The organism is Pseudomonas sp. GW704-F2, from assembly GCF_059423025.1.
In genome coordinates this window covers 78,033-103,644 of sequence record NZ_JBWKXO010000021.1, presented here as the reverse complement: position 1 = coordinate 103,644, position 25,612 = coordinate 78,033, and the positions used below count along the sequence as shown (strand labels likewise).

Here is a 25,612-nt window from a genome sequence, read left to right as displayed (position 1 = left end):
TCGCCACCCCCCGCAATAAATAGCCCACCGTCCGTCAAAAAAATCCTCCTGCACCAACCCCCTGTAAACCCTCGCTCTGGCTCGAATACCAGGCGTTTTGTCAGCAATCCGAGCGCATCTGCCACAACACAAAGCCGTTTTTTTCCCTATAATGCGCGGGTAAATCGGGCCTGCAATATCCCTTTACACTGGGATGAAGAGCCGACCTGAGGCCTCCGCAGGAGCATGCATCTATCGCTCCGCCCCTCAAGCCTCACGCAGAGCACCCGTTCACCCCATTGCGTTTAATGCCTGCGCTAGCTGTTGCAACAAACGATTCCTTAAGATCCACCGCGGCCCGAGGGCCGTGTGAACCCCCAACCATCCGGTTTCACACGGGCACCTTCGAGCCCTCACGCAGGAGACGACACGTCATGCTGAGCTGGGACGAATTCGACAAAGAAGAAGACGGCGAAGTCGCCGTCAAAGGCGCCAACGCCGGCCACGCCACCGAAGCCAACATGGACCGCCTCGACGGTGCCGGCGCCGCTGCCGCCATCGAAGCCCGCGCCGTCACCGCCAACGACTCCGCCGCGATCATCCGCGCCAAGGCTGCCCTCGACAAACTCGACATCGCCGAAGGCCTCGCCGAGCTCGAAGGCGCCTCCGCCCGCGTCGCTGTCGACGAAAAGCGCATGATCAACTGCCGCGCCGACCTCAACCAACTCGTGCCCTTCAAGTACGACTGGGCCTGGCAGAAATACCTCGACGGCTGCGCCAACCACTGGATGCCGCAAGAGGTCAACATGACCGCCGACATCGCGCTGTGGAAAAACCCCGAAGGCCTGACCGACGACGAGCGTCGCATCGTCATGCGCAACCTCGGCTTCTTCTCCACCGCCGACTCGCTGGTCGCCAACAACCTGGTCCTGGCCGTGTACCGCCTGATCACCAACCCGGAGTGCCGCCAGTACATCCTGCGCCAGGCCTTCGAAGAGGCGATCCACACCCACGCCTATCAGTACTGCATCGAATCGCTGGCCATGGATGAAGGCGAGATCTTCAACATGTACCACGAGATCCCATCGGTCGCGAAAAAAGCCGCCTGGGGCCTGAAATACACGCGCTCCATCTCCGACCCGAAATTCGAAACCGGCACCGTCGACACCGACAAAGAACTGCTGCGCAACCTGGTCGCCTACTACTGCGTACTGGAAGGCATCTTCTTCTATTGCGGCTTCACCCAGATCCTCTCCATGGGCCGCCGCAACAAAATGACCGGCGTGGCCGAGCAGTTCCAGTACATCCTGCGCGACGAGTCAATGCACCTGAACTTCGGCATCGACGTGATCAACCAGATCAAAATCGAAAACCCACACCTGTGGGACGCCGAGATGAAGGAAGAAGCGACCCAGATGATCCTGCAAGGGACCCAGCTGGAGATCGAATACGCGCGCGACACCATGCCACGCGGTGTACTCGGCATGAACGCGGCGATGATGGAGGACTACCTCAAGTTCATCGCTAACCGTCGTCTGTCGCAGATCGGTTTGAAGGAAGAGTATCCAGGGACGACTAACCCGTTCCCATGGATGAGCGAGATCATGGACTTGAAGAAAGAGAAGAATTTCTTTGAGACCCGTGTGATCGAGTACCAAACTGGCGGTGCGTTGAGCTGGGATTGATTTTAACGGTACAAAGGAGCTGCCCATTGGCAGCTCTTTTTTTTGCAAAAAACTCAGTGATTTGGAACAGCAGATGGATTACCTGTAATCCGGCCAAATCCCCATCAGAACGCCAGCATCAAGGGTGACGGTGCCCGCATATTTGTGCCAACGAAGCCTCTATGCCACCCTCTTTAGCCCTCGCACTTAAACCAAGTCCGCAGGCTGCATCGTCAGGATGATTTTTCCAACGTTTTCAGACGACTCCATTCGGCGATGGGCATCGGCCGCGCGTGACAGCGGGAAAGTACTGTCGACGACCGGCTCCAAACTTCCAGCGCCATCGAAGCGATCAAGCCAATACTCGCGAAAGCGCTTGATCATGTCGTGCTTCTCCGGCTGTGTACGCGACTTCATGACTGTACCGATGATTTGCAAGTGACGGTAAAGAATGTGTTCCAGTTCTACGCTCACCTTACCGCCTCCGCCCAGGATACCGACCTGAACAAGTCGGCCGCCATGAGCGAGAGAAGCGATGTTGCGTGCAAAGTAGGGCTCGCCAATGAAATCGATGACGACATCAACGCCTCGACCATTGGTTTTGGCTGCGATGACTTCAGCAAAATCCTGCGTCCTGTAATCAATGGCAATATCCGCGCCTAAATGCTCGACACGCGCCAGCTTGCTGCCCTCGGTTGTCGCATACACCGTCGCCCCGGTGGCGTAGGCCAGTTGAACGGCGGCAGATCCCACACCGCCTGCGGCGGCGTGGATCAATACCGAGTCGCCGGACTTGAGCCGAGCCAGGTGCATCATCGCTTCATGGGCCGTGACGAAGACCTCGGGAATAGCCGCGGCATGCACATAGTCCAGCTGCGCAGGGATATGCATGGCCATGCGGTAATCGATACGCGCAAGCTCGGCATAGGCCCCACCTCCGACGACCCCCATCACTCGATCTCCAACCTCGAAACCCGCGACCAAATCACCTTTGCCAATCACCTCACCGGCGATCTCCAGCCCGATGATCAGCGAGTCACCGAAATTCGGATGGCCGTAGCCACCCGTTCGATGTGTCAGGTCCGCACGGTTCACGCCAGCGGCATAGACACGTACCAGCAAATCGGTTGGGCGCAGGTGTGGATTGGGAGCATCTGCCAGTTCAAGTACGTCCGCCGCGCCGAATGCTCTGATGCTGATGGCTTTCATGATCAATTTTTCTCCGGTTCGGTAAACGTGGCATTAGCGATAGCAGAGGCGGTAATGGCGCCTGGAAAGCCTACGTAGAACGCCAGGTGAGTGATCGCGGCGGCGATTTCGTCATGGGTCACCCCGTTGCTCAGCGCCCGTCGCAGATGCGCGGGCAACTCTTCAGAGTGACCACCGGCAATCAATGCGGCCACTGTGATCAGGCTGCGGTCGCGTGGGGACAATGCCGGATCGCTCCAGATCTGCGGATACAACGTCGAATCAACGAATTGCGACAGCTTTGGGGTAAACGCCCGAGCCGCTTCACGAGGACTGCTGAAATTGAGATTGGACACGATGCTGTCTCCTTAAACCTGGCTGATGAATTTGTGGGTGAGGTAGTGCTCGATGCCTTCAATGCCACCTTCCGAACCGTGGCCGCTTTCTTTCATGCCGCCGAAGGGAAGTTCTGTGGCGACGATGCGGTATTGGTTGATCCCGATCATCCCGGCCTCTAACCCGTCAGCGACGTCAATGGCCGTTCGAGCACTAGACGTGAACGCGTAGGCTGAAAGCCCGTAAGGCAGACGATTGGCCTCCTTCAAACCATCAGCCAAGTGATCGAATGGCATCAGCACGGCGATAGGCCCGAAGGGTTCTTCATGCATGACTCGGGCATGCATAGGCACATCCGCCAACACGGTGGGCTCAAAAAAGTAGCCGCTGCATTCCAGGCGTTTACCACCGGCCAACACGCGTGCGCCTTTGGCAACCGCATCTGCCACCAGCTCTTCCATCTTGGCCAACTGCCGTGGATTGGCGAGCGGCCCAACCTGGGTGCCGGGCGTCAGGCCATCGCCAATGTTCAACGCGAGGGTGGCCGTCACAAAGTGCTCAACAAACGTTTCATAGACGCCACGCTGAATCAGAAAGCGCGTTGACGAGATGCAGACTTGGCCAGTCCCGCGGAACCGATTGGCAACGCCTTCGACGGCTGCTTTTTCGATTTCTGCGTCATCGAATACCAGCACCGGCCCGTGTCCTCCCAGTTCAAGGGTGATGGGCTTGACGCCCTCGGCAGCACGAGCGGATAGCAGCCGACCGATGGGGACCGAACCGGTAAAGGTCACCTTGCGAACGATGGGAGAAGCGATCAGGTGGCTGGAAACTTGGTCCGGCACACCAAAGACCACTTGCAACACGCCTTTAGGCAATCCTGCATCGTCGAGAGCACGCGCCAGGGCCAGCGCGGTGGAGGGGCTTTCTTCCCCTGGCTTGAGGATGACACTGCAACCTGCGGCCAAGGCTGCCGAGAGCTTGCGGGCGGGTGTAATGGCCGGGAAATTCCAGGGCGTGAACGCAGCGACAGGGCCGATGGCTTGGCGTTTTACCATTTGCAGCACACCGGGACGATTGGCCGGGACTACACGCCCATCGATACGGCGCGCGCTTTCGGCAAACCACTCGAAGTATTCAGCCGCACGCGTGACCTCATCCAGGCTTTCCGCAAGCGGTTTGCCTTCTTCCAGCGTCATTTGCTCGGCGATGTGTGGGGCCCGTTCCAGGATGAGATCGGCAGCGCGTTTGAGAATTTTTGCGCGCTTGTCGGGTACGGTCTGGCGCCATTGTTCAAAGCTCTGTTGAGTCACTTCGAGCGCGTGATCGAGGTCGCCTGCGGTGGCGAGTGGAACACGCCCGATCTCACGTGCGGTTGCGGGGTTGACGACAGCGGCGGTCGCGCGGCCTTCGGCACTGATCCATTCACCACCGATAAAGAGATAAAGCGGGTCGTAAGACGTGTTCATGAGGTTGCCCTTCGGTTGGTTTATCAACAAGTTCGTACAAGACTCAGCGCCTGGGTTGCCGTGTTCAGGCGCCCTGTGCAACCAAGTCTATGGAGTACGAACCGTTTGATTTAGCCGACCAGAAGGGAATCATTGTTGTGCCTGGAGGTAATATCGAGCACCGCCAGGAGCGTGTAGCATCTGCAAATACCGCCCACGTCATGCGGCAATCAAGCCTGGCTCGTCGTTCCAGGCTCGATTGTTTTTTGGGGTGCGGACTTCGGCAGTGAAGAACGTTTGCAATCAGATCGACAGGTAGAGTTGGATGGATAAGCTTACGAACATGTCCGTGTACGTCAAAGTTGTTGAGATGGGCAGTTTTACTGCGGTGGCTAACCATCTGGACTCTACGGTCGGCAATGTCTCGCGTGCGGTTTCCGCGCTTGAAAACGTGCTCGACGCCCGCCTGTTACAGCGCTCGACCCGCCGCCTTTCGGTGACAGACGCTGGCCGGCGCTTTTATGAGCGCTGTACCAAAATTCTGGCAGACCTTGAAAATGCAGAAGCCGAAGCGAGCAACGCCGCGTTGAAACCCAGGGGGACGTTGCGTGTGCATTGTGTGCCGGGGCTAGCACGGCAGTTGGTTACTTCGGCCGTGCTGGATTACCGCCGGGAATTCCCCGATGTCACCGTGGACTTAATGCTTTCTCAGCGAATGCCTAACCTCCTGGAAGACCAACTGGACGTCTCGATTCTGATTGCCCGAACGCTGCCAGATTCAGCGTATGTCAGCCAAAAGATCGGCATCAGCCATTGTGTGCTGGTGGCGTCTCCAGCATATCTGGAGCAACACGCTGCCCCTGTAACGCCAGAAGATCTCAGCGATCATCAGTGTTTGCTGTTGGGCACCGTCGATTATGTGCGGGATGAATGGCAATTAAAGAGCAAGACCGGGGATGCGGTATTTACCCCCAAAGGCCCGAGTTTCAGCGTCAATGATATGGACGCAATGGCAGCCGCCATTCGAGAGGGAGCAGGCATAGGTTTGCTGGCCGGTTTTTCAGCCATTGAGGACTTGCGTTCAGGCAGGCTCGTGCGTGTTTTGCCCGAGTACCATACCTACGAGCGTAATGTTTACGCCGTCTACACATCACGTCAGTTCATCGATGCAAAAGTTACTCGATTCATCGATACGTTAAAAAATCGGGTCGGTACTGAGCTGATGATGACCGCTCAGGAGCTCATCGCTTGAAGGACGCCAACCAAGGCCCGACGGGGAGGCTGTATCAGGATGGGTGTCTTCCTCATTTCGAGGCATTTCGAAACAGAAGACGCTAAAGACCATCAGGCGGGCTAAGGTTCGGTCATACCACTTGAAGTGTTTGTTTTGCCATTTTTTGCAGTCCATCACGAAGGGTTCGGATCGCATCACCAATGCTGTAGCCTTGTCCGCCAATTGCTATCAGCACTGTCACCGCTCGAATGACCGGGATGAATTCACCGCTGGGCTCTACTCGACAATCGGCCGATTGATACAGGAGTAAACTCTTGCGGTCACAGCTGATGCATTCTCAATCAATACTAGCCAGGACCGAGGCCACCCCGTGAACCCAGATATGCTCGAAGCCGGCCCCGTTGATGCCAAAGTACTTTCCGTCTTTGACTTCGACGGCACCCTGACCCATCACGACAGTTTCGTGCCCTTCCTCAAGTTTGCCTTTGGCGCCGGCGAGTTCTATGGCCGGATGGTCAAGCTGGCGGTGCCTGGGCTGCGGTTTCTGGTGCGGCAGATCAGCCGGGACGAGTTGAAGGCGCAGTTGATCCGCACCTTTATGACCGGGGTGGAGAAGGCGTGGGTGCAGCAGAAGGCCGAGGAGTACTGCCAGCGCAGTTGGGCGCGGTTGATGCGGCCGGCGGGGGTGTTGTCGGTGGAGCAGGAGCTGGGCTCGGGGGCGGTGGTGACGTTGTGTTCGGCGTCGCCGGCGTTGGTGCTGCAGCCGTTTGCCGATCGGCTTGGGATCAAGTTGATCGGGACCGAACTTGAGGTCGTCAACGGCGTGTTGACCGGCAAGCTCACCGGGAACAACTGCCGGTGCGAGAACAAGGTGCTGCGACTTGAAGCGGTGTATGGCGACCTGGGGGAGTATCGGCTCAGGGCCTGGGGCGATACGCGTGGGGATCGGGAGTTGTTGGCGGCGGCGCAGGACGCGCATTTTCGGCATTTTCATGGGAAGAAGCAGCAGGCCAGGTTGCAGCGCTGATAGGGGCGGTGGGGGATGCCATCGCAGCCTCGCTGGGATACGCGAGGTTGCGGTTTCCTAGCGACATCTGCGTAATATCCGGCTATCAATAGCCAAACCTCTCACGGACCCGAGCCCATGAAATTCGACACGGCCTACAGCCTGAGTCTCGACGACAAGCTGTCGATCTACGACGTGCGAGAGTTGAATTTCGACGAAACCGACGCCTACGACTCCGACACGGACCGTTTCCTCTGCCCCAACGACACATGCCGCGCGGCCTTTGACGCAGGCAATGTGCTGAGCACATTCAACGCAAAAAACGTCAACTACCGACGCACCCCGCATTTCAAGAACACCCCAGGCACCCGGCACATCGAGGGTTGCCGTTACGCCAGCAGCCACAAGCCTGCCACGGGCGAAAGTGAGGACGAGCGCGAGGAACACTTCCCATCGGAATTCGTCCTGACCCGGCGCACCTACCCGCGTAAAAACCCGCAGGCCGGCACTGAGGGGCAAGTCCCACAAGCCCCGGCGAAGCCCCCTTCAACCCGCACCAGCGCGTCTGTCGGCGCCAACGACACCACCCCGGATAAAACCAGCGTGTTCGCACACCCGGTGGAATGTTATGTGTCGAACCTCGACGACAAGGACAAGCTCAAGGCGATGCCCTTGAAGATCGGCGACCATACCGCGACGTACTGGACGTTTTTCAAGAAGATTGAGTACCTGCAGGACAATCAGGGCCTGATCTACTGGGGCCGGATCAAAGCGATCAAGGACTACACCAACAGCTTTCGCATCGACTTCGAAAAGAAGGTTTGGCTCGACAAGAAGCCCTACTCGGTCAACGTCTACCTGAGCAAGAAACTCATCGAGAATTACCGCAAGCGCACAGCGTTCCTCGAGCAGATCAAGGCCGCGGCCAGCAGCGCACGGCCGTTATATTGCTTCTTTTACGGGGTGACGCCGGCACTTAGACAGGTGCCCAGCAAGAAAAACCCCGAGCAGACGTTTGGGGTGTTCAGCGCCGATATCGAGAATCTGGATCATTTGATTATTCGCGAAGTGCCGGCGGCTGAGGCGGGTTAGCCGAGACCGTGCCCGACCTCGCACACGAATACCCTCGTGCAAGCCTCAAAATAGAACGGTGTCGGCGCCGGAGAAAATTCCAGTTGATGAGCGGTCAAAACAACTGTACAAAAACACAGTATAGTTTGTCCTCCCCGTCGAACCCTGGAGACACCCCATGTCCTCTCTGGCAATGAGCTCTTTCGTAGAACAGCAGATCGTCCTGCATCAATTCACCGCCAAGCACAGCGTGCAGGCCCGCGTCATGCTCGGCTGGAGCCGCGAAGAGCTGTCGCGCCAGGCCGGTGTGACGGTGGATGCGATTCAACGGTTTGAAACCCAGGGCACCGTGGACGACGACGTGCGCCTGACCCTGGCGTTTCGCCTGGAAGCCGAGGGGTTGGTGTTTTTCCCAGGGTTTGCGCCTGGCTGGGGGATGCGTGCGCGCAAGTTGGGAGCCGCCGCAACGGAACCCGCTGCACAAAACATCCTGTCTCGATTGATGGGTTCAACAGCGACGTCAATTGATTCACCAACCCCGCAGGCGCAGTAAGGCGCTGAGTGCGAACCCCAACGTTGGCCACGCCTGGGTGTGAACATTGCCTGACGGCTTAGAGGCTGGGCTTGGCGACCTTCTGTGCCGCCTGCTCATAGCCATGGCCCACAGCAAGCAGTGTGGGTTCAGACCCACGGGCACCAAAGAAGTACGCACTGGTCGGCACGCCGTCCTCATTCTTCCCGGATGGCACGCTGATCCCTGGGTAGCCGGCCACCGCAACCGCGAAGTAGCTGTTCGTATCAAAGTCCGACACCATGGCGTCGAGGTTTTCCCGCGCGATCAGCTCATCCACCGTGCCACGAAAATCCTCGATCATTGCGTCCCATAACGGCTGGCGCTCATCGGCGGTGAGGGTGGACGCGTTGATCTCCTTGAGTGTCGGTTGGTGATCGGTGTCGGTGCCATCGCGCTTTTCATTGAACGCGATCAACTCGGACACCGACTTGACCGGCAACCCCTCGCGCTTGGCCAGGTAGTCGTTCAACTCATCCTTCACATCGGCGTACAAGAGTTCGCCATAGCGTGATGCGTCGGCCAAGCGCATATCGACCGGCACCAGAACCGCGCCTTGCGCGCGAAGCACTTCAAGCGTCTTGCGAAATTGCGGACTGTTGTCCACCGGTAAGCTTTCGCCATTCGCGGAAAAGGTCACGGGATAGCCGATACGTTTGTCCTGCAACGCACCGGGCTTGAGCAACGCGGTGTAATCAATCCCTTGGGGCGCATCCACACTGGCGGCATCATGAGGGTCCCTGCCCGACATCGCGTTAAGCATCAATGCAGCATCAAACACCGAACGCGTCATCGGGCCCGGCGTGTCCTGCCGATGGCTGGCTGGAATGATGCCGCTGCGGCTCAACAAACCCACGCCGGGCTTGAAACCGACCACCCCGTTGAACGCCGCCGGCACGATGATCGAGCCATTGGTCTCGGTGCCCACCGCCAAGGGGGCGAAGCCTGCGGCGACCGCGGCGGCCGACCCCGAACTCGAACCACCCACCTCTGCGCCCGCTTGATGCGGGTTACGCGTCTGCCCGCCCCGCCCACTCGAACCATCGGGGCCACCGCGAAAGCCCGCCAGTTCAGTCAAGTTGGTTTTACCCAGGATCACGGCCCCCTGCTCGCGCAAGCGCTCGACGATGAAGGCATCCTTGGGCGCCGCACTGCCCACCAAGCCAAAGGCGCCAGCGCTGGTTTGCTGGGTATCTCCCGTCTCGATAGTGTCCTTGAGTAACACGGGAATGCCATGCAGCGGGCCACGCACCTTGCCATTGGCGCGCTCCAGATCGAGCTCGCGGGCGATCTGCAAGGCCTCGGGGTTCAGTTCAATGATCGAGCTCAATTTGGGGTCGAGCTTATGAATGCGCTCCTGCAGGTAACTAACCAGATTCGCCGAAGTGAGCCCACCCGGCCGGGCCATTTGCTCGCCGAGCTCACGCACACTGGCGTATTCCGTTCCCGGGGGAACCGGCGCTGAAGCCCCCGATGAAGACTGCGCAGGCAGCACTCGCTGCACCTGGTGAACAAACACACCCATGCCATAACCAATACCCAACATGAAGCACCTCCCGGAAGGCGTAAGAAGTGATGAAGGACCCACATTGATCCGTACACCAGTCTAAAAACCCCCCTCCTTCCAGGCTGCGCGACGCAGGTTGTTCATACCGTGGGATTGTTCAGCGCAGTTGGTAGCTTTGCCTACCCATTAGTCAGGCCACGGGCGTTGCGATAGCCCTGCACCAGCACCTTCAGCGAGTCTTTCGACCACTGTGCGCCATAGAACCACAGCGTCGCCCCGTCCCCCAGCGGCTCACCAAGGCTCGGGTAGCCACTCCAGCACGCGGCATGGAATGCAGCGCTATGGCTCTCGGACACCAGCGCATCCAGCCGATACTCACTCACACGCTCATCGATTTCATTGCGCGAATGCAGGGTGAAGCGCAGGCCGTCATCAGCCCGCTCTGCCGGCACCGCCACCAGTTGGGCACCGGCCTGACGCAGGAAACCCAACGCTTCCAGGAAGGATGCGCTGTGTTCAATCGGCTCCTGATCATTGCCACGCACAAGGCGGTCGGCGAACCCCACGCGAGTGCCCGCCAACGTGTAGGGGACGGCGCAATTGCTGGAGTGTTGCACCAAGGCAGCTTCCACCTTGCCCGATTCAGTGGGCTCGACCCCACTCAAGGCGATCAATGACAGCGCGGGGTCGCGCACAGGTTTCAGAGGCAAGGCCGGCACGTTATAGCCGGGGATTACGACGCCGGCACCAAGATGTGCATCGGGGACGTAGCCGATGCCCAGTGCCGTAGTGGTCCCCGTTTCGACGTGAGCGTTGGAGGGCGCCTGCGCCAAACAAACCGGTTCCGCAGAGGGGGGTAAAAACGCTTCCCGCCGACAAGACATAGGCGATAGCAAAGACTTCCCACATTTATTGTCCATCAGAGCCGACTCCCGGAAATTGACCTTCCCGAGATCATCGCACTCTCATCTGGCGTTTGTCGTAGGCCTGCAACACCTTGAAAATTCCTTTTTTTCCGATTTCCCCAACCGTCAGTTCACAAGCGCTTCCTTACCGCTCTGAACCTCCACCTCCAACCACCACGCGACACCTCGCGCGGGCTGGTTCAAACTGAACGCCTGCCCCATGGCCGGTGTGGTAATCGACACGTTGCGCTCCCACGCCAACGCCATGATACGGTCGAAAGGCTCGTGCCAGGCATGGAAGGCCAGGTCGAAGGTGCCATTGTGAATCGGCAGCAGCCAGCGGCCTTTGAGGTCGATGTGCGCCTGCAGGGTTTGCTCCGGTTGCATGTGTACATGGGGCCAGTCGACGTTGTAAGCACCGGTTTCCATCAGCGTCAGATCAAACGGCCCGTACTGTTCGCCGATGCGTTTGAAGCCGTCGAAATAACCGGTGTCGCCGCTGAAAAACACGCGACGCGCGCCATCGATCATCACCCAGGAACACCACAGCGTCTGGTTGCTATCAAACAAACCACGCCCGGAAAAATGCTGCGCGGGAGTGGCGACAAAATGAATGCCATCGACTTCGCTGCCCTGCCACCAATCCAACTGCCGCACTTGGCCGGCGTCCACACCCCACTTCACCAGGATGTCGCCGACGCCCAGCGGCGCAAGGAAGTAGCGGGTCTTGTCGGCCAGTTGGATGACGGCCTTGCGGTCGAGATGGTCGTAATGGTTGTGGGAAAGAATCACCGCTTCCAACGGCGGCAGGTCTTCGAGACTGATCGGAGGCGCATGGAATCGCTTGGGGCCGGCCCAACTGAACGGCGAAGCGCGCTCGGCGAATACCGGGTCGGTCAGCCAGAATTTGCCGCGCATTTTCAGCAGCACGGTGGAATGCCCCAGGCGGAACACACTGTGGTCGGGGGCGGCCGACAGCTGTTCGCGGGTCAGCGAATGTACCGGAATATCCCCCACCGGCCGCGTGCTGCGCGGCTTGTGAAACAGCATCTTCCAGAAAATGCGCAAGGTTCTGCCGAAGCCGGCGCGCTGTACGGGAGCATGGTTACTGAAGGTGCCTTGCTCCTGTTCGGCAGCTTTGCGTACCACAGGCGAGGAATCGAGACGGGTTGAAATCGTGGCCATTACAAGGTGACTCCTACGGACCGCTCATGGAATTACACTGCACAGTGTAGTTTCAAGATTGCAACAAAACCCGGAGCAAGTAAACTACCGAGTGTAATTTTCCTTTTAGAGTCGATCACTGTTCATGACTGCGCCTCAACGCCTCACCCAACGCAAACGCGAAGCCATCCTGGCCGCCGCCATCGCAGAGTTTCGGGTCAATGGGTTCGAGGTCACCAGCATGGACAGGATCGCCGCCACCGCCGGCGTTTCCAAGCGCACGGTGTACAACCACTTCCCCAGCAAAGAAGAGTTGTTCGCCGAAATTCTCAACCAACTCTGGACCAGCAGCGTCGCGCAACTCGACGTGAGCTACGCCGGCGACCGCCCGCTGCGTGAACAACTGCGCGGGTTGCTGGAAGCGAAGATGAAGATGATGTCGGACGTTAACTTCCTCGACCTGGCCCGGGTCGCCATCGCCGCCACCATTCACTCGCCGGAGCGCGTCCAGGACATGGTCAACCGCTTGAGCATGCGCGAAGAAGGTTTCACTCAATGGGTGCGCGCCGCCCAGGAAGACGGCCGGCTCACGTGTACCGACCCGGCCTTCGCCGCGCACCAGATTCAAAGCCTGCTCAAGGCGTTCGCCTTCTGGCCGCAGATCACCCTCGGCCAACCCACCCTCGACGCCGCCGACCAAGCCCGCGTGATCGAGTCGGCAATCGATATGTTTCTGGCCTGCTACGACGCCGATACTCGCCGCCCGCAGTAAACGACCGTTGCAGACGCGACATACCTGGTCGTTTTTGGCCTATTTGCCCTCTGTTTTGCGCGAATGGCCTGGAAGGACACTGATTATTCCTACATGAATAATCGACAATATTCACACACATTATCCGATCAACGGTTATCCCTGCACACGCGCGCGGCTGAATCTGTGAAAAAGAGCTGACCTGGGAATCTATGGAAAACAGACGAGGCAAAGGGCTTTCATTTGCCAGGCGTATTTACAAGCCAAGGATCATCGGCCTGGGTATCGGCTGCATCAGTGTCATCGGCGGCTTGTACCCGCTCGCGATGCCGGGCTGGGTGTGGGCGTTCCTGCTGTTCAATGGGTTGGCGTGGGCACATGTGGCGTACCAACTGTCAATCCGCTCACCCTTCCCCTACCACGCCGAACAGCGCAACATTTTGTATGACTCGTTGTGCGGTGGTTTCTGGGCCGCCGCCGCCCAGTTCACGCCGCTGACGGCCGTGACCATCCTCTCGATGATGACCATGAACAACTTCGCCGCCGGCGGCAAGCGCCTGTTCCTGCGCGGTTTGCTCGCGCAAGGGGTGGGGATCGGGGTGGCATGGGCGCTGTTCGGCGTGCGGTTCAACCCCGACGTCAGCCTGCTGCAGGTCTACACCTGCCTGCCGATGTTGACGTTGTACCCCATGGCCATCGGCATGGTCTGCTACGAGTTGGCGATCAAACTGTCGGAACACAAACGTGCCCTCAGCGCCCTGAGCCGCACCGACAGCCTCACCGGCCTGCTCAACCACGGTTCCTGGAAAGATCTGCTGCACCTCAAGTTCCACAAGTGCCGGCAGCAGCAAAGCCACGCCACCATCGCGCTGATCGATATCGATCACTTCAAACAAATCAATGACACTCACGGCCATATCGTCGGCGATGCCGTACTGCGCCAACTGAGCCTGGAGATACGGCGCAACCTGCGCGAAAACGATCTGGCCGGACGCTACGGGGGCGATGAGTTCTGTGTGATTCTTCCGCAAATGCCCTTGGAAGAAGCCGCACGGGTGATGGAGCGTATCCGCGAAAACTTCAGTAATTATCGCAACCCGCAGATCCCCGAGTTGCGCGTGAGCCTGAGCATCGGCCTCGCCGATTTCCAACGGATCTTCACCGATGCCGCCACCTGGCTGAACGCGGCGGATCGCGCGCTGTACGCCGCCAAGGACACCGGGCGCAACCGGGTCAATGCGAGTAACTACGCGGTCGCCCATTCCGCCTGAGGCGGTCATACGGCATCTCGTAGGCACCCCAGGTTGTCCTCGGGTTATTCATGCGTAAGACAGGTCGCCAAGGCTATAGTGGCCACCTGTCTTAAACATTGATGACCCGAGTTTGCCATGAGCCCAACCCCCGACAACCCCAAAGCCGTCCCCGTCGATCATCTGCGTTTCCATCGACGCCACGCGCACCTGGCGCCGACCTTTGGCAACGACACCTTCGCCCTCAAGGCCGAGGCTTTCGCACGCTTCTTCGGCACGCCGATGTTCCTCGGTGCGCAAACCTTGATCGTGGCCGTGTGGATTGCGCTCAACGTCAGCGGCGTCACGCACTTCGACGTCTACCCGTTCATCCTGCTCAACCTGGCCTTCAGCCTGCAAGCGGCCTACGCGGCGCCGCTGATTCTGCTGGCCCAGACACGCCAGGCCGCGCGCGACAAAGCCCAGTCCGACGCCGACGCGCAGCACCGTGAAGCGCTGGCCGTCGCCAATGCCGAGCGCCAGGCCGAGGCGCAGAACACCAGCAAACAGTTGCTGGAACTGCTGGAGCAGAACACTCGGCTGACGGAAATGACCAAGCAACTGACCGAGCGTATCGATACCCTGACGTGTGAAATGCATGCGCAGTTTGTGCGAAAACCTTAAGCACCCCATGCCTGCCGGTCTCAGGGGCTCAGTCGTACATGCCGCCCCAGTTGATCAAACAGCGTCACCACCGAGCGCAATGCCCGGCAATCGGGGCGCGTCAGCAGCCATAGCGCCGTGTCATGCCCCGCCAACGCGGGGCCCAGCGGTTGCAGGTGTTCATCCAGCAGGAAATCCGGCAGCGCCGCCACGCCCAGCCCTGCCCGCACCAGTTCGGTGACCGACAACATGCTGTTGCAGCGATAGCCGGGACGCACACCCGGCAACTGCGCGCGGCGCCAGACGACGGTGGGATGATCGGGCAGGAAATCATCCGGTGCGATCCAGGCCAGCTCTGCCAGCTCGCGTCCTGCGTGCTGACGCGCAAAATCTGTGCTCGCGCACACCTGATACCTCACGGTGCCGAGGCAACGTCCGACCAGATGCTGCGGCGGTGTCCGGGTCAGGCGCAAGGCGATGTCGGCATCGCGGCGGCTGAGGTTGGCGAAGTCATTGGAGGTGCTCAGCTCCAGGGTCAGCGCCGGGTAATCCGGCATGAACTGCGCCAGCGCCGGCAACAATAAGCCTTGCAGTACCGAGTCGGTGCAGGTCAGGCGCACGGTGCCGCTGATCACTTCACCGCCTTGCTCGACGCCGACCCGCGCCGCTTCCAGGGCTTGTTCGGCGCGTTCGGCCTGTTGCGCCAGATGACTGGCCAGGCCGGTGGGCAGGTAACCGGCGCGGCTTTTTTCAAACAACGTCTGGCCCAGCGCGGCCTCCAGGCGCCGCACGGCGCGGAACACCGTCGACACATCCACCCGCAACAACGCGGCCGCCCGCGCCAGGGTGCCACCGCGCACCAGGGCGAGGATCAGCGACAGGTCGGGGTAATCGATTCGATAGTGCGTGAGCGCATTGAGCATGTGGGTAAACGCCAATATTGATTGCGTGAACGCCAATCTATAGTGCGCGTCAGGACACAACAAGCCAGGGGATGCCTAAGATGAACGCCAGCACGCTGCACCTCGCCCTGATCGGCGATTACAACCCCGATGTCATTGCGCACCAGGCCATTCCCGTGGCGCTGCAACAGGCCGCCGACGCCTTGGGCCTGACGGTTCGCACGCAATGGCTGGAGACCGACACCCTCAACACCACCTCCGCGCTGCAGGGTTTCGATGGCTTTTGGTGCGTGCCCGCCAGCCCGTACCGCGACATCGACGGCGCACTGCGTGCGATCCGTTTTGCCCGCGAGCAGCGGCGCCCTTTCCTCGGCACCTGCGGCGGTTTTCAACACGCGGTGTTGGAATATGCCCGCAATGTGTTGGGCTGGGCCGATGCCGAACATGGCGAACTGGCCCCCAACGCCCCACGTGCGGTGATCGCGCCACTGAGCTGTTCTCTGGTGGAAGCCACCGACACCGTGCGCCTGGCCGCCTACACGCGCATCGCCGACGCCTACGGCACACGCGATATCCACGAAGGTTATCGCTGCCGCTACGGCATCAACCCCGACTTCGCCAGCGCGCTGCTGGACGGTGCTCTGATCCCCTGCGGCCACGACTCCGCCGGCGACCTGCGCGCGGTGGAGTTGCTGGACCATCCGTTCTTTGTCGCCACGCTGTTCCAACCCGAACGCGCCGCCCTCAAAGGCGTCACGCCGCCGCTGGCGATCGCTCTGCTCAAAGCCTGCCAGGAGACCTCGGTATGATTGCCCACACCCCCGCCCCGCCTTACTACGCAGTGATTTTCAGCTCACTGCGCACCGCCGGTGACCACGGTTACGCTGAGGCTGCCACGCGCATGCTGGAACTGGCGCGCGAGCAGCCGGGCTTTCTCGGGGTTGAGTCGGCGCGGGAGGATGGCCTGGGGATCACCGTATCGTACTGGCGCAGCGAAGCCGACATCCTCGCCTGGAAACAACAGGCCGAGCATCGGGCGGTGCGCGAGCAGGGGCGTTCCACTTGGTACTCGGCGTTTCACTCCCGCGTATGCAAGGTGGAGCGGGCCTATACATTCCAGAACTGAACGGCAGCCGGAAGCCCTCCCGCCGTTGATCTTCATCGATGCCAAAACGCCGCTCAGGCTAGCTGACGAGACTGCGCAACGCACTGATCTGCGGGATCTCCACCCGCCGCATGTACACGCGCAGCGGCTCGGTGATGTTGATGCGGTCGTCGATGTTCTGATCGAGCAGCAGTTGCAGACGCTCACGGGACAACGTCATGACGTGCTCGGGGGCCGGCAGCCAGACAAATTCGGCAGTGGGGATGATGCCGTCATCGGCGACATCCATACCGAAGGAGTCTTCGCTGAACCGCACGATGTACTGGCCGGTCTTGCGGTTGAGGCCGACAAAACCGTGAAGCTGGTCGGCGGCCTGGCAGATAAGCTCGGAGGTGATTCGCATGGTAAACCTCACTGAAAAGTCCCACAGGGACTGGAAAGATGGTTTACACGCGTGGCGGAAAGTACTGCCCTCTTACGGGGCGGTTCGCGGCAAGAGTACTGCAAAGCCACGCAAAAAAAACCCAGAAAATTAGCGCGCACACACGTTAATGTCGGTTTGGTGATAGCGCCTTTCGTTATCAATTGTTAAAAAGGAAGCCTTCTCAAAGCTCCCTCCACGAAAGGACTCCACATATGCCTGTCACGTTCACCAAGAGTGCCTTGCTGCTCGCCCTGATGCTTGGCCTTGGCCAGGCGCAGGCTGCCGACCCGATCAGCCCGGCTGAATTGGCAACTAACGAAGGCATTCCCTACCCTGCGGTGATCGCCCACCGCGGTGCGTCCTACGACGCCCCCGAGTCCACTGCCGCAGCCTACAAGGTCGCGCGCGACCTGGGCGCCGACTACCTGGAGTTGGACCTGCAGCGCAGCAAGGACGGCGTGCTGTTCGCCCTGCACGACAACAACCTGCAACGCACCACCGACGTGGCCACCAAGTTCCCCGAGCGCAAAGACGCTCCGGCCAACGAGTTCACCTGGAAAGAACTGCAAACCCTCGACGCCGGCAGTTGGTTCAACGCCGCCTACCCGGACCGCGCCCGCCCGGGCTTCGTCGGCCTGAAAATCCTCAGCCTGGACGACATCATCAAGATCGCCGAAGGCAACCCGCAGCACAAACCGGGCCTGTACATCGAAACCAAAGAGCCCAAGCAATTCCCGGGCATCGAAGCCGACCTGAAAAACAAGCTGCTGGACAAAGGCTGGTTGAGCTCCGCCGGCTCCAAGCTGGGCAAGAGCAACACCGGTGTCGGCCAGGGCAAAGGGCGCGTAGTGCTGCAGACCTTCGAGACGGCCAGCCTGAAAGAGCTGCAGAAAGAAATGCCCAACACCCCTAAAATCCTGCTGTTGTGGGTGGGTGAAGGCAGCATCGAGCCGAAATCCAAGCAAACCTTCGCCGAATCCGGCGAAGCGACCAAGGCCGCTTACTACGCCAAGCAAGAGCCCAAGGACGCCGCCGAGTTCGAAAAGTGGGTCGACGAAGCCAAGAGCCTCGGCGCCATCGGCACGGGCCCGTCGGCGGAGCTGACCGCCCTTGGCGACCAGAGCTACACCGACCTGGTGAAGCCTGGAATGAACAAGCTGACCCACGACAAGGGCCTGCTGGTACACGTCTACACCGTGGATGAACCTGTGGACTTCGAGAAAGTGATGAACGCCGGCGTCGACGGTATCTTCACCAACCGCGCCGCCGAACTGCTGAAGTTCTACAAGCGCTGGCCGTCGTCCAGCGTGCAGGACCTGCTGAACGACCACAAATACTGAGCGAGTCAGTGTGCCATTAAGGATGAATTAAGTTGCGCCGGTTAATCTGGCGCCACTTAAACAGCTCACCGAAAAAGGATACACACCATGAAAACCTTGACTGCTCTGTTTGCCGCGACCGCCCTGACCCTGGCCGCCGGCCTGGCCCAGGCCGATGTCCGCCCGGATCATATCGAAGGTCTGCTCAAATCCGGTGCCGTGATGCCTTTCGACAAGCTCAACGCCGCCGCCGTGGCCAAACACGCCGGCGCCCAGATTACCGACACCGAGCTGGACCACAACAACAGCGGCGTCCTGGTCTACGAAGTTGAACTGACCGACACCGCCGGCAAGCGCTTTGAAGTGAAACTCGACGCCAAGACCGGCACCGTGCTCGAAGACAAGCAAGACACCTGAGTCAAACCCTGAAAAAACCGCGCCACCTTCGGGTGGCGCGGTTTTTTATGGGCGCTTGATCAAGCGCTCAGTCGCGCCGTCACCTCGTTCAATTCGCCGGACAAACCACGCAGATTCTGGCTCGCCGCTTCGGTGCGCTTCACGTTGTCGAGGTTGGCGGTGGCCACGGTGGTGATCTGGGTGATATTGCGCGAAATATCCTCGGCCACCGACGTCTGCTCCTCGGCCGCCGTGGCGATCTGGCGGTTCATGTCGCGAATCGCTTCGACGGCCTGGGTGATGTGAGCCAGCATCGCGCCGGCCTGGGTGACTTTTTCCACGCTGTCATCGCTGCACGACTGGCCAGTGACAATCGCCTCGGCCGCATCGACCGCGCCGGTTTGCACCGCCTGGATAATCTGATTGATCTCGATGATCGACGCCGCCGTGCGTTGCGCCAGGCTGCGCACTTCATCGGCCACCACCGCAAACCCGCGCCCCGCCTCACCCGCCCGTGCCGCCTCGATCGCGGCGTTGAGCGCCAGCAGGTTGGTCTGCTCGGCGATCCCGCGAATCACTTCGAGCACCTTGCCGATCCGCACGCTGTCGGTTTCCAGGCGGCGGATGATGGTGCCGGTGTTGAGGATTTCAGTACGCATCTGGCCGATGGTGGCGATGGTGACTTTCATCACTTCGCCGCCCTCGCGGGCCGATTGGTCTGCGTCATCGGCCGCGCGGGACGCACTGGCGGCGTGGTGCGCCACTTCCTGGGCGGTGGCCGACATTTCGGTCATGGCCGTGGCCACCTGGTCGGTACGGTTGAATTGTTCGTGGGTGCCGGTCGCCATTTGCCCGGCGATCGAATTCAACTCACCGCTGGCGTGGACCAGGTCGGTGGCACTGTGCTGCAGGCGGCTGAAGGTTTCGGCCAAAAAGTCGCGCAAGGTGTTCGCGGCCTCCGCCAGATGCCCCAGTTCGTCCTGGCGACGACTGGCGACACGCTCGGCAAAACGGCCGTGGCTCAGTTGGCTCACATACTCGATCAAGCCACGGATCGGCAGGATCAGGTTGCGGTTGATCAACCACAGGCTGAACAGGCCGATCAATACGCCGGACAGCAACATGATCGCCAGCCCCACCATCACCGTGCGCTCGGCATGGGCGCTGATGACCTGGGATTGCTGGGTGCTTTGGGCACGCAGGTCGCTGACCAGCGCGCTCATCTGTTCGCTGGCGGCGCGGTCCACGCCCTTGACCGCAGCGTCTCCGGCGCTCGGGTCGGCGCCGGCGGCCAAGTAGGCATCGCGGCCCTTCTGGTAGGCAACGCCGAGCTGCTGGTGCTCCTTACGCAGGTTCTGGATACGCAGGCTCAGCGCCGGGTCACCGGCGGTCTGGGTGACCAGCCGCGAGAGAATGCCTTGTACATCGCGCTGCCGATCCTGGAACTGGCCCCAGTATTTCTCCAGGTCCTGCGGCTGCTTGCCGCGCAACAACACGTTTTTCCATTCTTGCACCTGCACTTTGAATTGCAGGTTGGCCTCATCGATCAACTGTGAAGTGAGCAACGGCCCATCGAGCAAACTGCGGTAACTCTGCACCCCGTTGGAAAGGAAGTTGAAACAGGCCAGGGCGATCAACAGCATCGCCAGCAGGCTGCCGCCGAGCAGCGACAAAATCTGTGCCCGCAGGGATGTTCGTAAAAAAGTCATCGGGAAAAGCCTCGAAACAAGGAAAAGGTGCAAATACGTCATGACATCCCTGTCGTCGAAGGCGCCGTCATCCGCAGCGGTTGTTGTGCCCTGAATCGGCCGATCTAGACACTTCTTGAGCTCATTTCGATAGCCGGTCAATAAAATGTCATCAAGTCGAAAACTGTCACAAAACTGTCAAGCATCCTTGCAATGATTCGCTCACGCGAACCTGTGAAACGTCCTACAGGTCCTTTCTCTGCGAGACTCCATGAACCACAGCATCGACCACAGCCACCAGGATTCCGATCTGTTTGGCTTGCTTTACGGTTTCCGTTTCCGCCCAGGCGAAAAGGGTGAGCAGATTGATTCAGCCACCGCTCTCCAAGCCTTGCAGCAACCGCAAGACCCGCAGGAGTTTCTATGGCTGCACCTGAACCTGGCTCATGCCGGATGCGAGCGCTGGATGCTGGCGCACCTGCAATTGCCGGAAGAATTCTTCGAAGCCTTGCACGAAGGCTCACGCTCCACCCGTATCGAACACGTCGACTCTGCCTTGCTCGCGGTGGTCAACGACGTGGTGTTCAACTTCAGCAGCATGGTCTCGTCGGATATTTCCACATTGTGGGTCTGCGCCCGCAGTCACTTGCTGATCAGCGCGCGCCTGCAACCGCTGCACTCGGTGGATAAGTTGCGTTCGTCGGTCAAGGCCGGTGAGCACTTCCGCTCGCCGCTGGAGCTACTGGTCCACCTGCTGCGCGACCAGGGCGAGGTGCTGACGCAGATCGTGCGCAAGACCAGCATCAGCGTCGACCACATCGAAGACCAATTGCTCTCCTCGCACCTGTCCACCAACCGCGCCGAGCTGGGCGCCATGCGCCGGGTGCTGGTGCGCCTGCAACGCCTGCTGGCGCTGGAGCCCGGCTCGCTGCTGCGGCTGCTCAACCGCCCGCCGCAGTGGCTGCAAAAGGAAGACGTCAAGGAGCTGCGCAAATCCACCGAGGAGTTTGCGCTGATCATCAACGACCTGACGGCCCTGGGCGAACGCATCAAGTTGTTGCAGGAAGAAATCGCCGCCAACCTCAACGAACAAAGCAACCGCACGCTGTTTACGCTGACGGTGGTCACGGTGCTGGCGTTGCCGATCAATATCATTGCCGGCTTTTTCGGCATGAACGTAGGCGGCGTGCCGCTTTCCCAAGACCCGGAAGGCTTCTGGATTCTGGTGGCGTTGGTCGCGACCTTTACCTTGATTGCCGGGCGCTGGGCCTTCAGGAAACGCAACGACTACTGACCCTCACATGCGCTCAAAAAATCTGTGCGTTTGTAGACCAGCGGCCAATCCAATCCGCTAAACACTGATCTATCGCAGCATCTCTGTAATATTCTGCAATGATCATGAGCGACATCCTCTCCGACACTGGATGTTACTGCATGGCCACCCCTTCCCTGACAGCTTCAACGCATACGTCATCCGTTGATACCCGACCCAGGCTGGACAAAAAACCCGGCCTGCTGACGGTGATCATTTTCTTTGCCGTGCTCGCGATGGGCCTGTTGTTCACCGCCTACAGCCTGATGCGCGACATGCACGAACTGGGCACGCTGGTCACCACCTGGACGCCGTTCCTGCTGCTGGGCGTGGCGCTGCTGATCGCCCTGGGTTTCGAATTCGTCAACGGTTTCCACGACACCGCCAACGCCGTGGCGACGGTGATCTACACCAACTCGCTGCCGCCGCAGTTCGCGGTGGTGTGGTCGGGTTTTTTCAACTTCCTCGGGGTGCTGCTCTCCAGCGGCGCAGTGGCGTTCGGCATCATTGCCCTGCTGCCGGTCGAGCTGATTTTGCAGGTGGGTTCCTCGGCCGGTTTCGCGATGATCTTCGCCCTGCTGATCGCGGCGATCCTGTGGAACCTCGGCACCTGGTGGTTGGGCCTGCCGGCCTCATCCTCCCATACTCTGATCGGTTCGATCATCGGCGTCGGCGTGGCCAATGCCCTGATGCACGGGCGTGATGGCACCAGCGGCGTGGACTGGAGCCAGGCGATCAAGATCGGTTACGCCCTGCTGCTCTCGCCGCTGATCGGTTTCGCTTTCGCCGCCCTGCTGTTGCTGGCCCTGCGCGCCTTCGTGAAAAACCGCGCGCTGTACAAGGCGCCCAAAGGCGACACCCCGCCGCCATGGTGGATTCGCGGCATGCTGATCCTCACCTGCACCGGTGTATCGTTCGCCCACGGCTCCAACGACGGGCAAAAAGGCATGGGCCTGATCATGCTGATCCTGGTCGGCACCCTGCCGATGGCGTATGCGCTGAACCGCGCCATGCCCGCCGAACAATCGCTGCAGTTTGCCGCGGTGGCTGAAGTGACCCAGGTCGCGCTGATGAAAAGCGCGCCGCAAGCGCTGCCGGGCGACCCGCGCCCCATCCTCTCGACCTACGTGCGGACCAAGGACGCCACACCCGAACTGATCCCGGCCCTCGCCGCCCTCGCCGGCCAGATCGGCGATGAAGTCAAAGGCTACGGCTCTTTGGCTAAAGTCCCCGCCGAAGCCGTAGGCAACGTGCGTAACGACATGTACCTGACCAGCGAAACCATTCGTTTGATGGACAAGGCCAAGATCGGCAACTTCGACGCCGACACCCAAGGCAAGCTGCAACTGTTCAAGCAACAGATCGACAACTCCACGCGCTTCATTCCGCTGTGGGTGAAGATCGCCGTGGCCATCGCCCTGGGGCTCGGGACCATGGTCGGCTGGAAGCGCATCGTGGTGACCGTGGGCGAGAAAATCGGCAAGACGCACATGACTTACGCCCAAGGCGCCTCGGCCGAGACCGTGGCGATGCTGACCATCGGCGCTGCGGATATGTTCGGCTTGCCGGTGTCGACCACCCATGTGTTGTCGTCCGGCGTGGCGGGGACCATGGTGGCGAACGGCGGCGGCTTGCAGATGAAGACCATCCGCAATTTGCTGATGGCCTGGGTGCTGACCTTGCCGGCAGCGATTCTACTGTCGGGTAGCCTGTACTGGTTATTCACCCAACTCTTCTGACCCAGCGCCGGATCAAAGGTGGGAGGGGGCTTGCTCCCTCCCACATTGTTGGCCGGCGTGGCAGTGGCCAGGGTGGCGATGCTGCGCTACTGGCTGTTCACCAAACTCTGCTGACCCACTACATTTTGCTGGGTGGTGTTTCAGGTATTGAAGAGCCCGGTCATTGCCTTCAGACGCTTCTTGTACACCCGCCGCGCCTCCAACGCCTGCTCCAGGCTGACCGCCACAAACCCCGCCCGCTGGTTCGGCTGCATCTGCCCGATCAAGTCCAGGTCGGCACTGATCACCGTGCCGATCATCGCGTAGCCGCCGCCCGACACCGCGTCCCGATGCAGCACGATCGGCTCCAGCCCGGCCGGCACCTGGATCGAGCCGATCGGGTAGCAACTGTCGACGATGTTCGACGGATCGGACCCCGCGCCAAACGGCTGCTCCCGTGGCTGAAAGCTCAACGCACTGCCGCCCTTGAAGCGATAGCCGATACGGTCCGCCTCGGACCCCACCGTCCACGGCTCGGCAAAAAAGCTGCTTTTCGCCGCCGCCGTCAGGCGTTCGTAATACAGGCCGGGCACCACGCGCAAGGTCACATCGCCACCGACTGCCCGGCGCAAGGCCATCGGCAAGCTGTTGCCCGCCCGCCCCTGCCCACAGGGCTCGCCGATGGGCAGCTCATCCCCCGCCTGCAACCGCCGCCCGTGAAAGCCACCGAGTGCGCCGAGGGTGTAGGTCGAGCGACTGCCGAGCACCAACGGCACGTCGATGCCGCCGGCGACCGCCAGATAGGTACGCGCACCGGCCAGGGGAAATTCGAAGCGCAACACCTGCCCGGCGCGGACCTGGAACGCGGTGTCCTGGTGGACCACTTCACCGTCCAGGCGCGGCGCCATCAAGGCGCCGCTGAGGGCGACCAAGGCGTCCCGGCGAAACTCCAGCTCGGGACCGATCAGCGTGCATTCCAGGCCGGCCGCGCCCGGCGGGTTGCCCACCAAATGGTTGGCCGCGCTCAGCGCGTACTGGTCCAGCGCGCCCGACGGCGGAATACCCAGGTGGTAATAACCTTCGCGGCCCAGGTCCTGTACCGAGGTCGCCAGGCCGGGTTTGAGCACCTTGATCATGCCAGCGCCTCCTGCAGGGTTTTCGGATAACCGATGGGGTCGGCGAGAAACGCATCCAGGGAAAATTCCAGGGGGCGGATGCGCAGCTCGAAACGTCCTGCGTCCACCTCGGCGACGGCCAGGTCGTAGGCCTCGCGGTCGATCGGTTTGAACTGCACGATGTCGCCCGGCCGGAAGAACACCATGTGGTCCTTGAGGTAGGCCAACTGCTGCGCCGGGTCGTAGATCGGTGCCGGGGTGACGCCGAACATCTGGTAGCCGCCGGCGCCGCGCACCGAATAGATGCAGCCAAAGCAGCCGCCATGGCCAAGGGTCAGTTTCGGCGTGTCGGTGCGCGGGCGCAGGTACTTGGGCACCTGCAACTGCCGCTCGCGCTCGACCATCTGGAACATGAACGGCAAGCCCGCGACAAAGCCGACCATCGACACGAACCACGGCGCGCCACTGTGGGCCGCGATGAAAGCGTCGACATCGGCCAGGCCGTTGATCCGCGCCGCATATTCCAGGTCGGTGCCGCTGGGGTCTTGATGGCGATCGCGAAAGCGCATCAGGGTTTCGTGGGTCCAGGGGTCGTTGTAGAGCACCGGGATTTCGATGATGCGCGTGTGCAAGGTGCGTTCGGCCACGGCCTGGGCTTCGGCGCTTTGCACCGCGTCGAGCAGCACATGGGGCGCAATGCGGTCCGGGTCGAAGCGGATCTGGAAGGAGGCGTTGGCCAGGCACACATCCAGCACACCGTCCAACGCCAGGCGTTCCACGGCGCGGGTCACGGCCATGCCTTTGAAGAAAGCCTCCAGGGACATGCTGTCGCTGACCTCGGCGAACAGGTGTTCATCGGCGCCGAAGCTGTAGCGGATGGGGGACGTTTCAGCCATGTCTGTTCCTCTTGGAATCGT

25 protein-coding genes and 1 pseudogene are annotated in these 25,612 nt (G+C 60.5%); 14 read left to right on the top strand and 12 right to left on the bottom strand.

Going from position 1 to position 25,612, the window contains the following annotated elements:
* The first annotated feature begins 413 nt into the window (after positions 1-413).
* Positions 414-1,664, top strand: a complete 1,251-nt coding sequence (locus tag AC07W0_RS18750; protein WP_079444551.1) for a ribonucleotide-diphosphate reductase subunit beta — start codon at positions 414-416, stop codon at positions 1,662-1,664.
* Between the two features lie 186 nt (positions 1,665-1,850).
* On the opposite strand, the gene AC07W0_RS18745 is transcribed toward AC07W0_RS18750, so the two are convergent.
* From AC07W0_RS18745 to AC07W0_RS18735, 3 genes are read right to left on the bottom strand one after another with little or no spacing between them, the layout of a single operon-like run.
* Positions 1,851-2,852: an NAD(P)H-quinone oxidoreductase gene (locus AC07W0_RS18745; RefSeq protein ID WP_102617860.1), complete on the bottom strand. Its 1,002-nt coding sequence runs from the start codon at positions 2,850-2,852 to the stop codon at positions 1,851-1,853.
* A gap of 2 nt (positions 2,853-2,854) precedes the next feature.
* Positions 2,855-3,187: a carboxymuconolactone decarboxylase family protein gene (locus tag AC07W0_RS18740; protein ID WP_017847243.1), complete on the bottom strand. Its 333-nt coding sequence runs from the start codon at positions 3,185-3,187 to the stop codon at positions 2,855-2,857.
* Positions 3,188-3,199: 12 nt separating this feature from the next.
* Complete coding sequence (locus tag AC07W0_RS18735) at positions 3,200-4,636, bottom strand: NAD-dependent succinate-semialdehyde dehydrogenase (protein ID WP_102617861.1); 1,437 nt, start codon at positions 4,634-4,636, stop codon at positions 3,200-3,202.
* A gap of 304 nt (positions 4,637-4,940) precedes the next feature.
* Between AC07W0_RS18735 and AC07W0_RS18730 the strand changes: the two genes are divergently transcribed.
* The 4 genes from AC07W0_RS18730 (at position 4,941) to AC07W0_RS18715 (ending at position 8,479) form a co-directional block, all read left to right on the top strand.
* Positions 4,941-5,867: a LysR family transcriptional regulator gene (locus AC07W0_RS18730; protein ID WP_102617862.1), complete on the top strand. Its 927-nt coding sequence runs from the start codon at positions 4,941-4,943 to the stop codon at positions 5,865-5,867.
* A gap of 364 nt (positions 5,868-6,231) precedes the next feature.
* Complete coding sequence (locus tag AC07W0_RS18725; RefSeq protein ID WP_102617863.1) at positions 6,232-6,876, top strand: HAD-IB family hydrolase; 645 nt, start codon at positions 6,232-6,234, stop codon at positions 6,874-6,876.
* A gap of 117 nt (positions 6,877-6,993) precedes the next feature.
* Positions 6,994-7,947, top strand: coding sequence for a hypothetical protein (locus AC07W0_RS18720; protein ID WP_046489847.1), 954 nt, complete (start codon positions 6,994-6,996; stop codon positions 7,945-7,947).
* A 157-nt stretch (positions 7,948-8,104) separates the two neighbouring features.
* Positions 8,105-8,479, top strand: coding sequence for a helix-turn-helix domain-containing protein (locus AC07W0_RS18715; protein ID WP_102617864.1), 375 nt, complete (start codon positions 8,105-8,107; stop codon positions 8,477-8,479).
* Positions 8,480-8,537: 58 nt separating this feature from the next.
* Here AC07W0_RS18715 and AC07W0_RS18710 read toward each other — a convergent pair whose 3' ends face one another.
* From AC07W0_RS18710 to AC07W0_RS18700, 3 genes are all read right to left on the bottom strand, one after another.
* Positions 8,538-10,043 (bottom strand): amidase family protein, encoded by a 1,506-nt coding sequence (locus AC07W0_RS18710; protein WP_102617865.1) that lies wholly within the window; start codon positions 10,041-10,043, stop codon positions 8,538-8,540.
* A gap of 140 nt (positions 10,044-10,183) precedes the next feature.
* Positions 10,184-10,837, bottom strand: a complete 654-nt coding sequence (locus AC07W0_RS18705; RefSeq protein ID WP_102617866.1) for a hypothetical protein — start codon at positions 10,835-10,837, stop codon at positions 10,184-10,186.
* Between the two features lie 198 nt (positions 10,838-11,035).
* On the bottom strand, positions 11,036-12,094 hold the full coding sequence (locus AC07W0_RS18700; RefSeq protein WP_102617867.1) for an MBL fold metallo-hydrolase: 1,059 nt from the start codon (positions 12,092-12,094) through the stop codon (positions 11,036-11,038).
* A 124-nt stretch (positions 12,095-12,218) separates the two neighbouring features.
* Here AC07W0_RS18700 and AC07W0_RS18695 point away from each other — a divergent pair, with 124 nt between their 5' ends.
* From AC07W0_RS18695 to AC07W0_RS18685, 3 genes are all read left to right on the top strand, one after another.
* Positions 12,219-12,845, top strand: coding sequence for a TetR/AcrR family transcriptional regulator (locus tag AC07W0_RS18695; protein WP_102617868.1), 627 nt, complete (start codon positions 12,219-12,221; stop codon positions 12,843-12,845).
* 191 nt (positions 12,846-13,036) lie between these two features.
* The gene (locus AC07W0_RS18690) at positions 13,037-14,095 is read left to right on the top strand and encodes a diguanylate cyclase (protein ID WP_046382314.1); all 1,059 of its coding nucleotides are present in this window, start codon (positions 13,037-13,039) and stop codon (positions 14,093-14,095) included.
* Between the two features lie 117 nt (positions 14,096-14,212).
* The gene (locus AC07W0_RS18685) at positions 14,213-14,737 is read left to right on the top strand and encodes a DUF1003 domain-containing protein (RefSeq protein WP_102617869.1); all 525 of its coding nucleotides are present in this window, start codon (positions 14,213-14,215) and stop codon (positions 14,735-14,737) included.
* Between the two features lie 20 nt (positions 14,738-14,757).
* Here the strand turns inward: AC07W0_RS18685 and AC07W0_RS18680 are convergent, their stop codons facing one another.
* A complete protein-coding gene (locus AC07W0_RS18680) occupies positions 14,758-15,639 on the bottom strand; it encodes a LysR family transcriptional regulator (protein ID WP_057004496.1) in 882 nt (293 codons plus the stop codon).
* Positions 15,640-15,719: 80 nt separating this feature from the next.
* Here AC07W0_RS18680 and AC07W0_RS18675 point away from each other — a divergent pair, with 80 nt between their 5' ends.
* Both AC07W0_RS18675 and AC07W0_RS18670 read left to right on the top strand, forming a co-directional pair.
* Positions 15,720-16,427 carry a CTP synthase C-terminal region-related (seleno)protein gene (locus tag AC07W0_RS18675; RefSeq protein ID WP_017847230.1) on the top strand — a complete coding sequence of 236 codons (708 nt, stop codon included), beginning with the start codon at positions 15,720-15,722 and terminating at the stop codon, positions 16,425-16,427.
* Positions 16,424-16,744, top strand: a complete 321-nt coding sequence (locus AC07W0_RS18670) for an antibiotic biosynthesis monooxygenase family protein (protein WP_046489860.1) — start codon at positions 16,424-16,426, stop codon at positions 16,742-16,744. Before AC07W0_RS18675 ends, AC07W0_RS18670 begins: the two co-directional genes overlap by 4 nt.
* Positions 16,745-16,802: 58 nt before the next feature.
* Here AC07W0_RS18670 and AC07W0_RS18665 read toward each other — a convergent pair whose 3' ends face one another.
* The gene (locus AC07W0_RS18665) at positions 16,803-17,126 is read right to left on the bottom strand and encodes a DUF2025 family protein (protein WP_017847228.1); all 324 of its coding nucleotides are present in this window, start codon (positions 17,124-17,126) and stop codon (positions 16,803-16,805) included.
* Positions 17,127-17,359: 233 nt separating this feature from the next.
* Between AC07W0_RS18665 and AC07W0_RS18660 the strand changes: the two genes are divergently transcribed.
* A complete protein-coding gene (locus AC07W0_RS18660; RefSeq protein WP_017847227.1) occupies positions 17,360-18,487 on the top strand; it encodes a glycerophosphodiester phosphodiesterase family protein in 1,128 nt (375 codons plus the stop codon).
* Between the two features lie 87 nt (positions 18,488-18,574).
* Positions 18,575-18,883 (top strand): PepSY domain-containing protein, encoded by a 309-nt coding sequence (locus tag AC07W0_RS18655; protein WP_017847226.1) that lies wholly within the window; start codon positions 18,575-18,577, stop codon positions 18,881-18,883.
* Between the two features lie 59 nt (positions 18,884-18,942).
* On the opposite strand, the gene AC07W0_RS18650 is transcribed toward AC07W0_RS18655, so the two are convergent.
* Positions 18,943-19,647 carry a methyl-accepting chemotaxis protein gene (locus AC07W0_RS18650; protein WP_371918780.1) on the bottom strand — a complete coding sequence of 235 codons (705 nt, stop codon included), beginning with the start codon at positions 19,645-19,647 and terminating at the stop codon, positions 18,943-18,945.
* A 228-nt stretch (positions 19,648-19,875) separates the two neighbouring features.
* A pseudogene (locus AC07W0_RS18645) lies at positions 19,876-19,986 on the bottom strand (hypothetical protein); the annotation flags it as partial.
* A gap of 835 nt (positions 19,987-20,821) precedes the next feature.
* Here AC07W0_RS18645 and AC07W0_RS18640 point away from each other — a divergent pair.
* Positions 20,822-21,844 (top strand): transporter, encoded by a 1,023-nt coding sequence (locus tag AC07W0_RS18640; protein ID WP_017847224.1) that lies wholly within the window; start codon positions 20,822-20,824, stop codon positions 21,842-21,844.
* A 140-nt stretch (positions 21,845-21,984) separates the two neighbouring features.
* Positions 21,985-23,601 carry an inorganic phosphate transporter gene (locus AC07W0_RS18635; protein ID WP_017847223.1) on the top strand — a complete coding sequence of 539 codons (1,617 nt, stop codon included), beginning with the start codon at positions 21,985-21,987 and terminating at the stop codon, positions 23,599-23,601.
* Between the two features lie 140 nt (positions 23,602-23,741).
* Here the strand turns inward: AC07W0_RS18635 and AC07W0_RS18630 are convergent, their stop codons facing one another.
* Together AC07W0_RS18630 and AC07W0_RS18625 are read right to left on the bottom strand one after the other, a co-directional pair.
* Positions 23,742-24,716 carry a 5-oxoprolinase subunit C family protein gene (locus AC07W0_RS18630; protein ID WP_102617871.1) on the bottom strand — a complete coding sequence of 325 codons (975 nt, stop codon included), beginning with the start codon at positions 24,714-24,716 and terminating at the stop codon, positions 23,742-23,744.
* Positions 24,713-25,591 carry a 5-oxoprolinase subunit B family protein gene (locus AC07W0_RS18625; RefSeq protein ID WP_046489868.1) on the bottom strand — a complete coding sequence of 293 codons (879 nt, stop codon included), beginning with the start codon at positions 25,589-25,591 and terminating at the stop codon, positions 24,713-24,715. The genes AC07W0_RS18630 and AC07W0_RS18625 overlap by 4 nt, the downstream gene beginning before the upstream one ends.
* Positions 25,592-25,612: the final 21 nt, after the last annotated feature.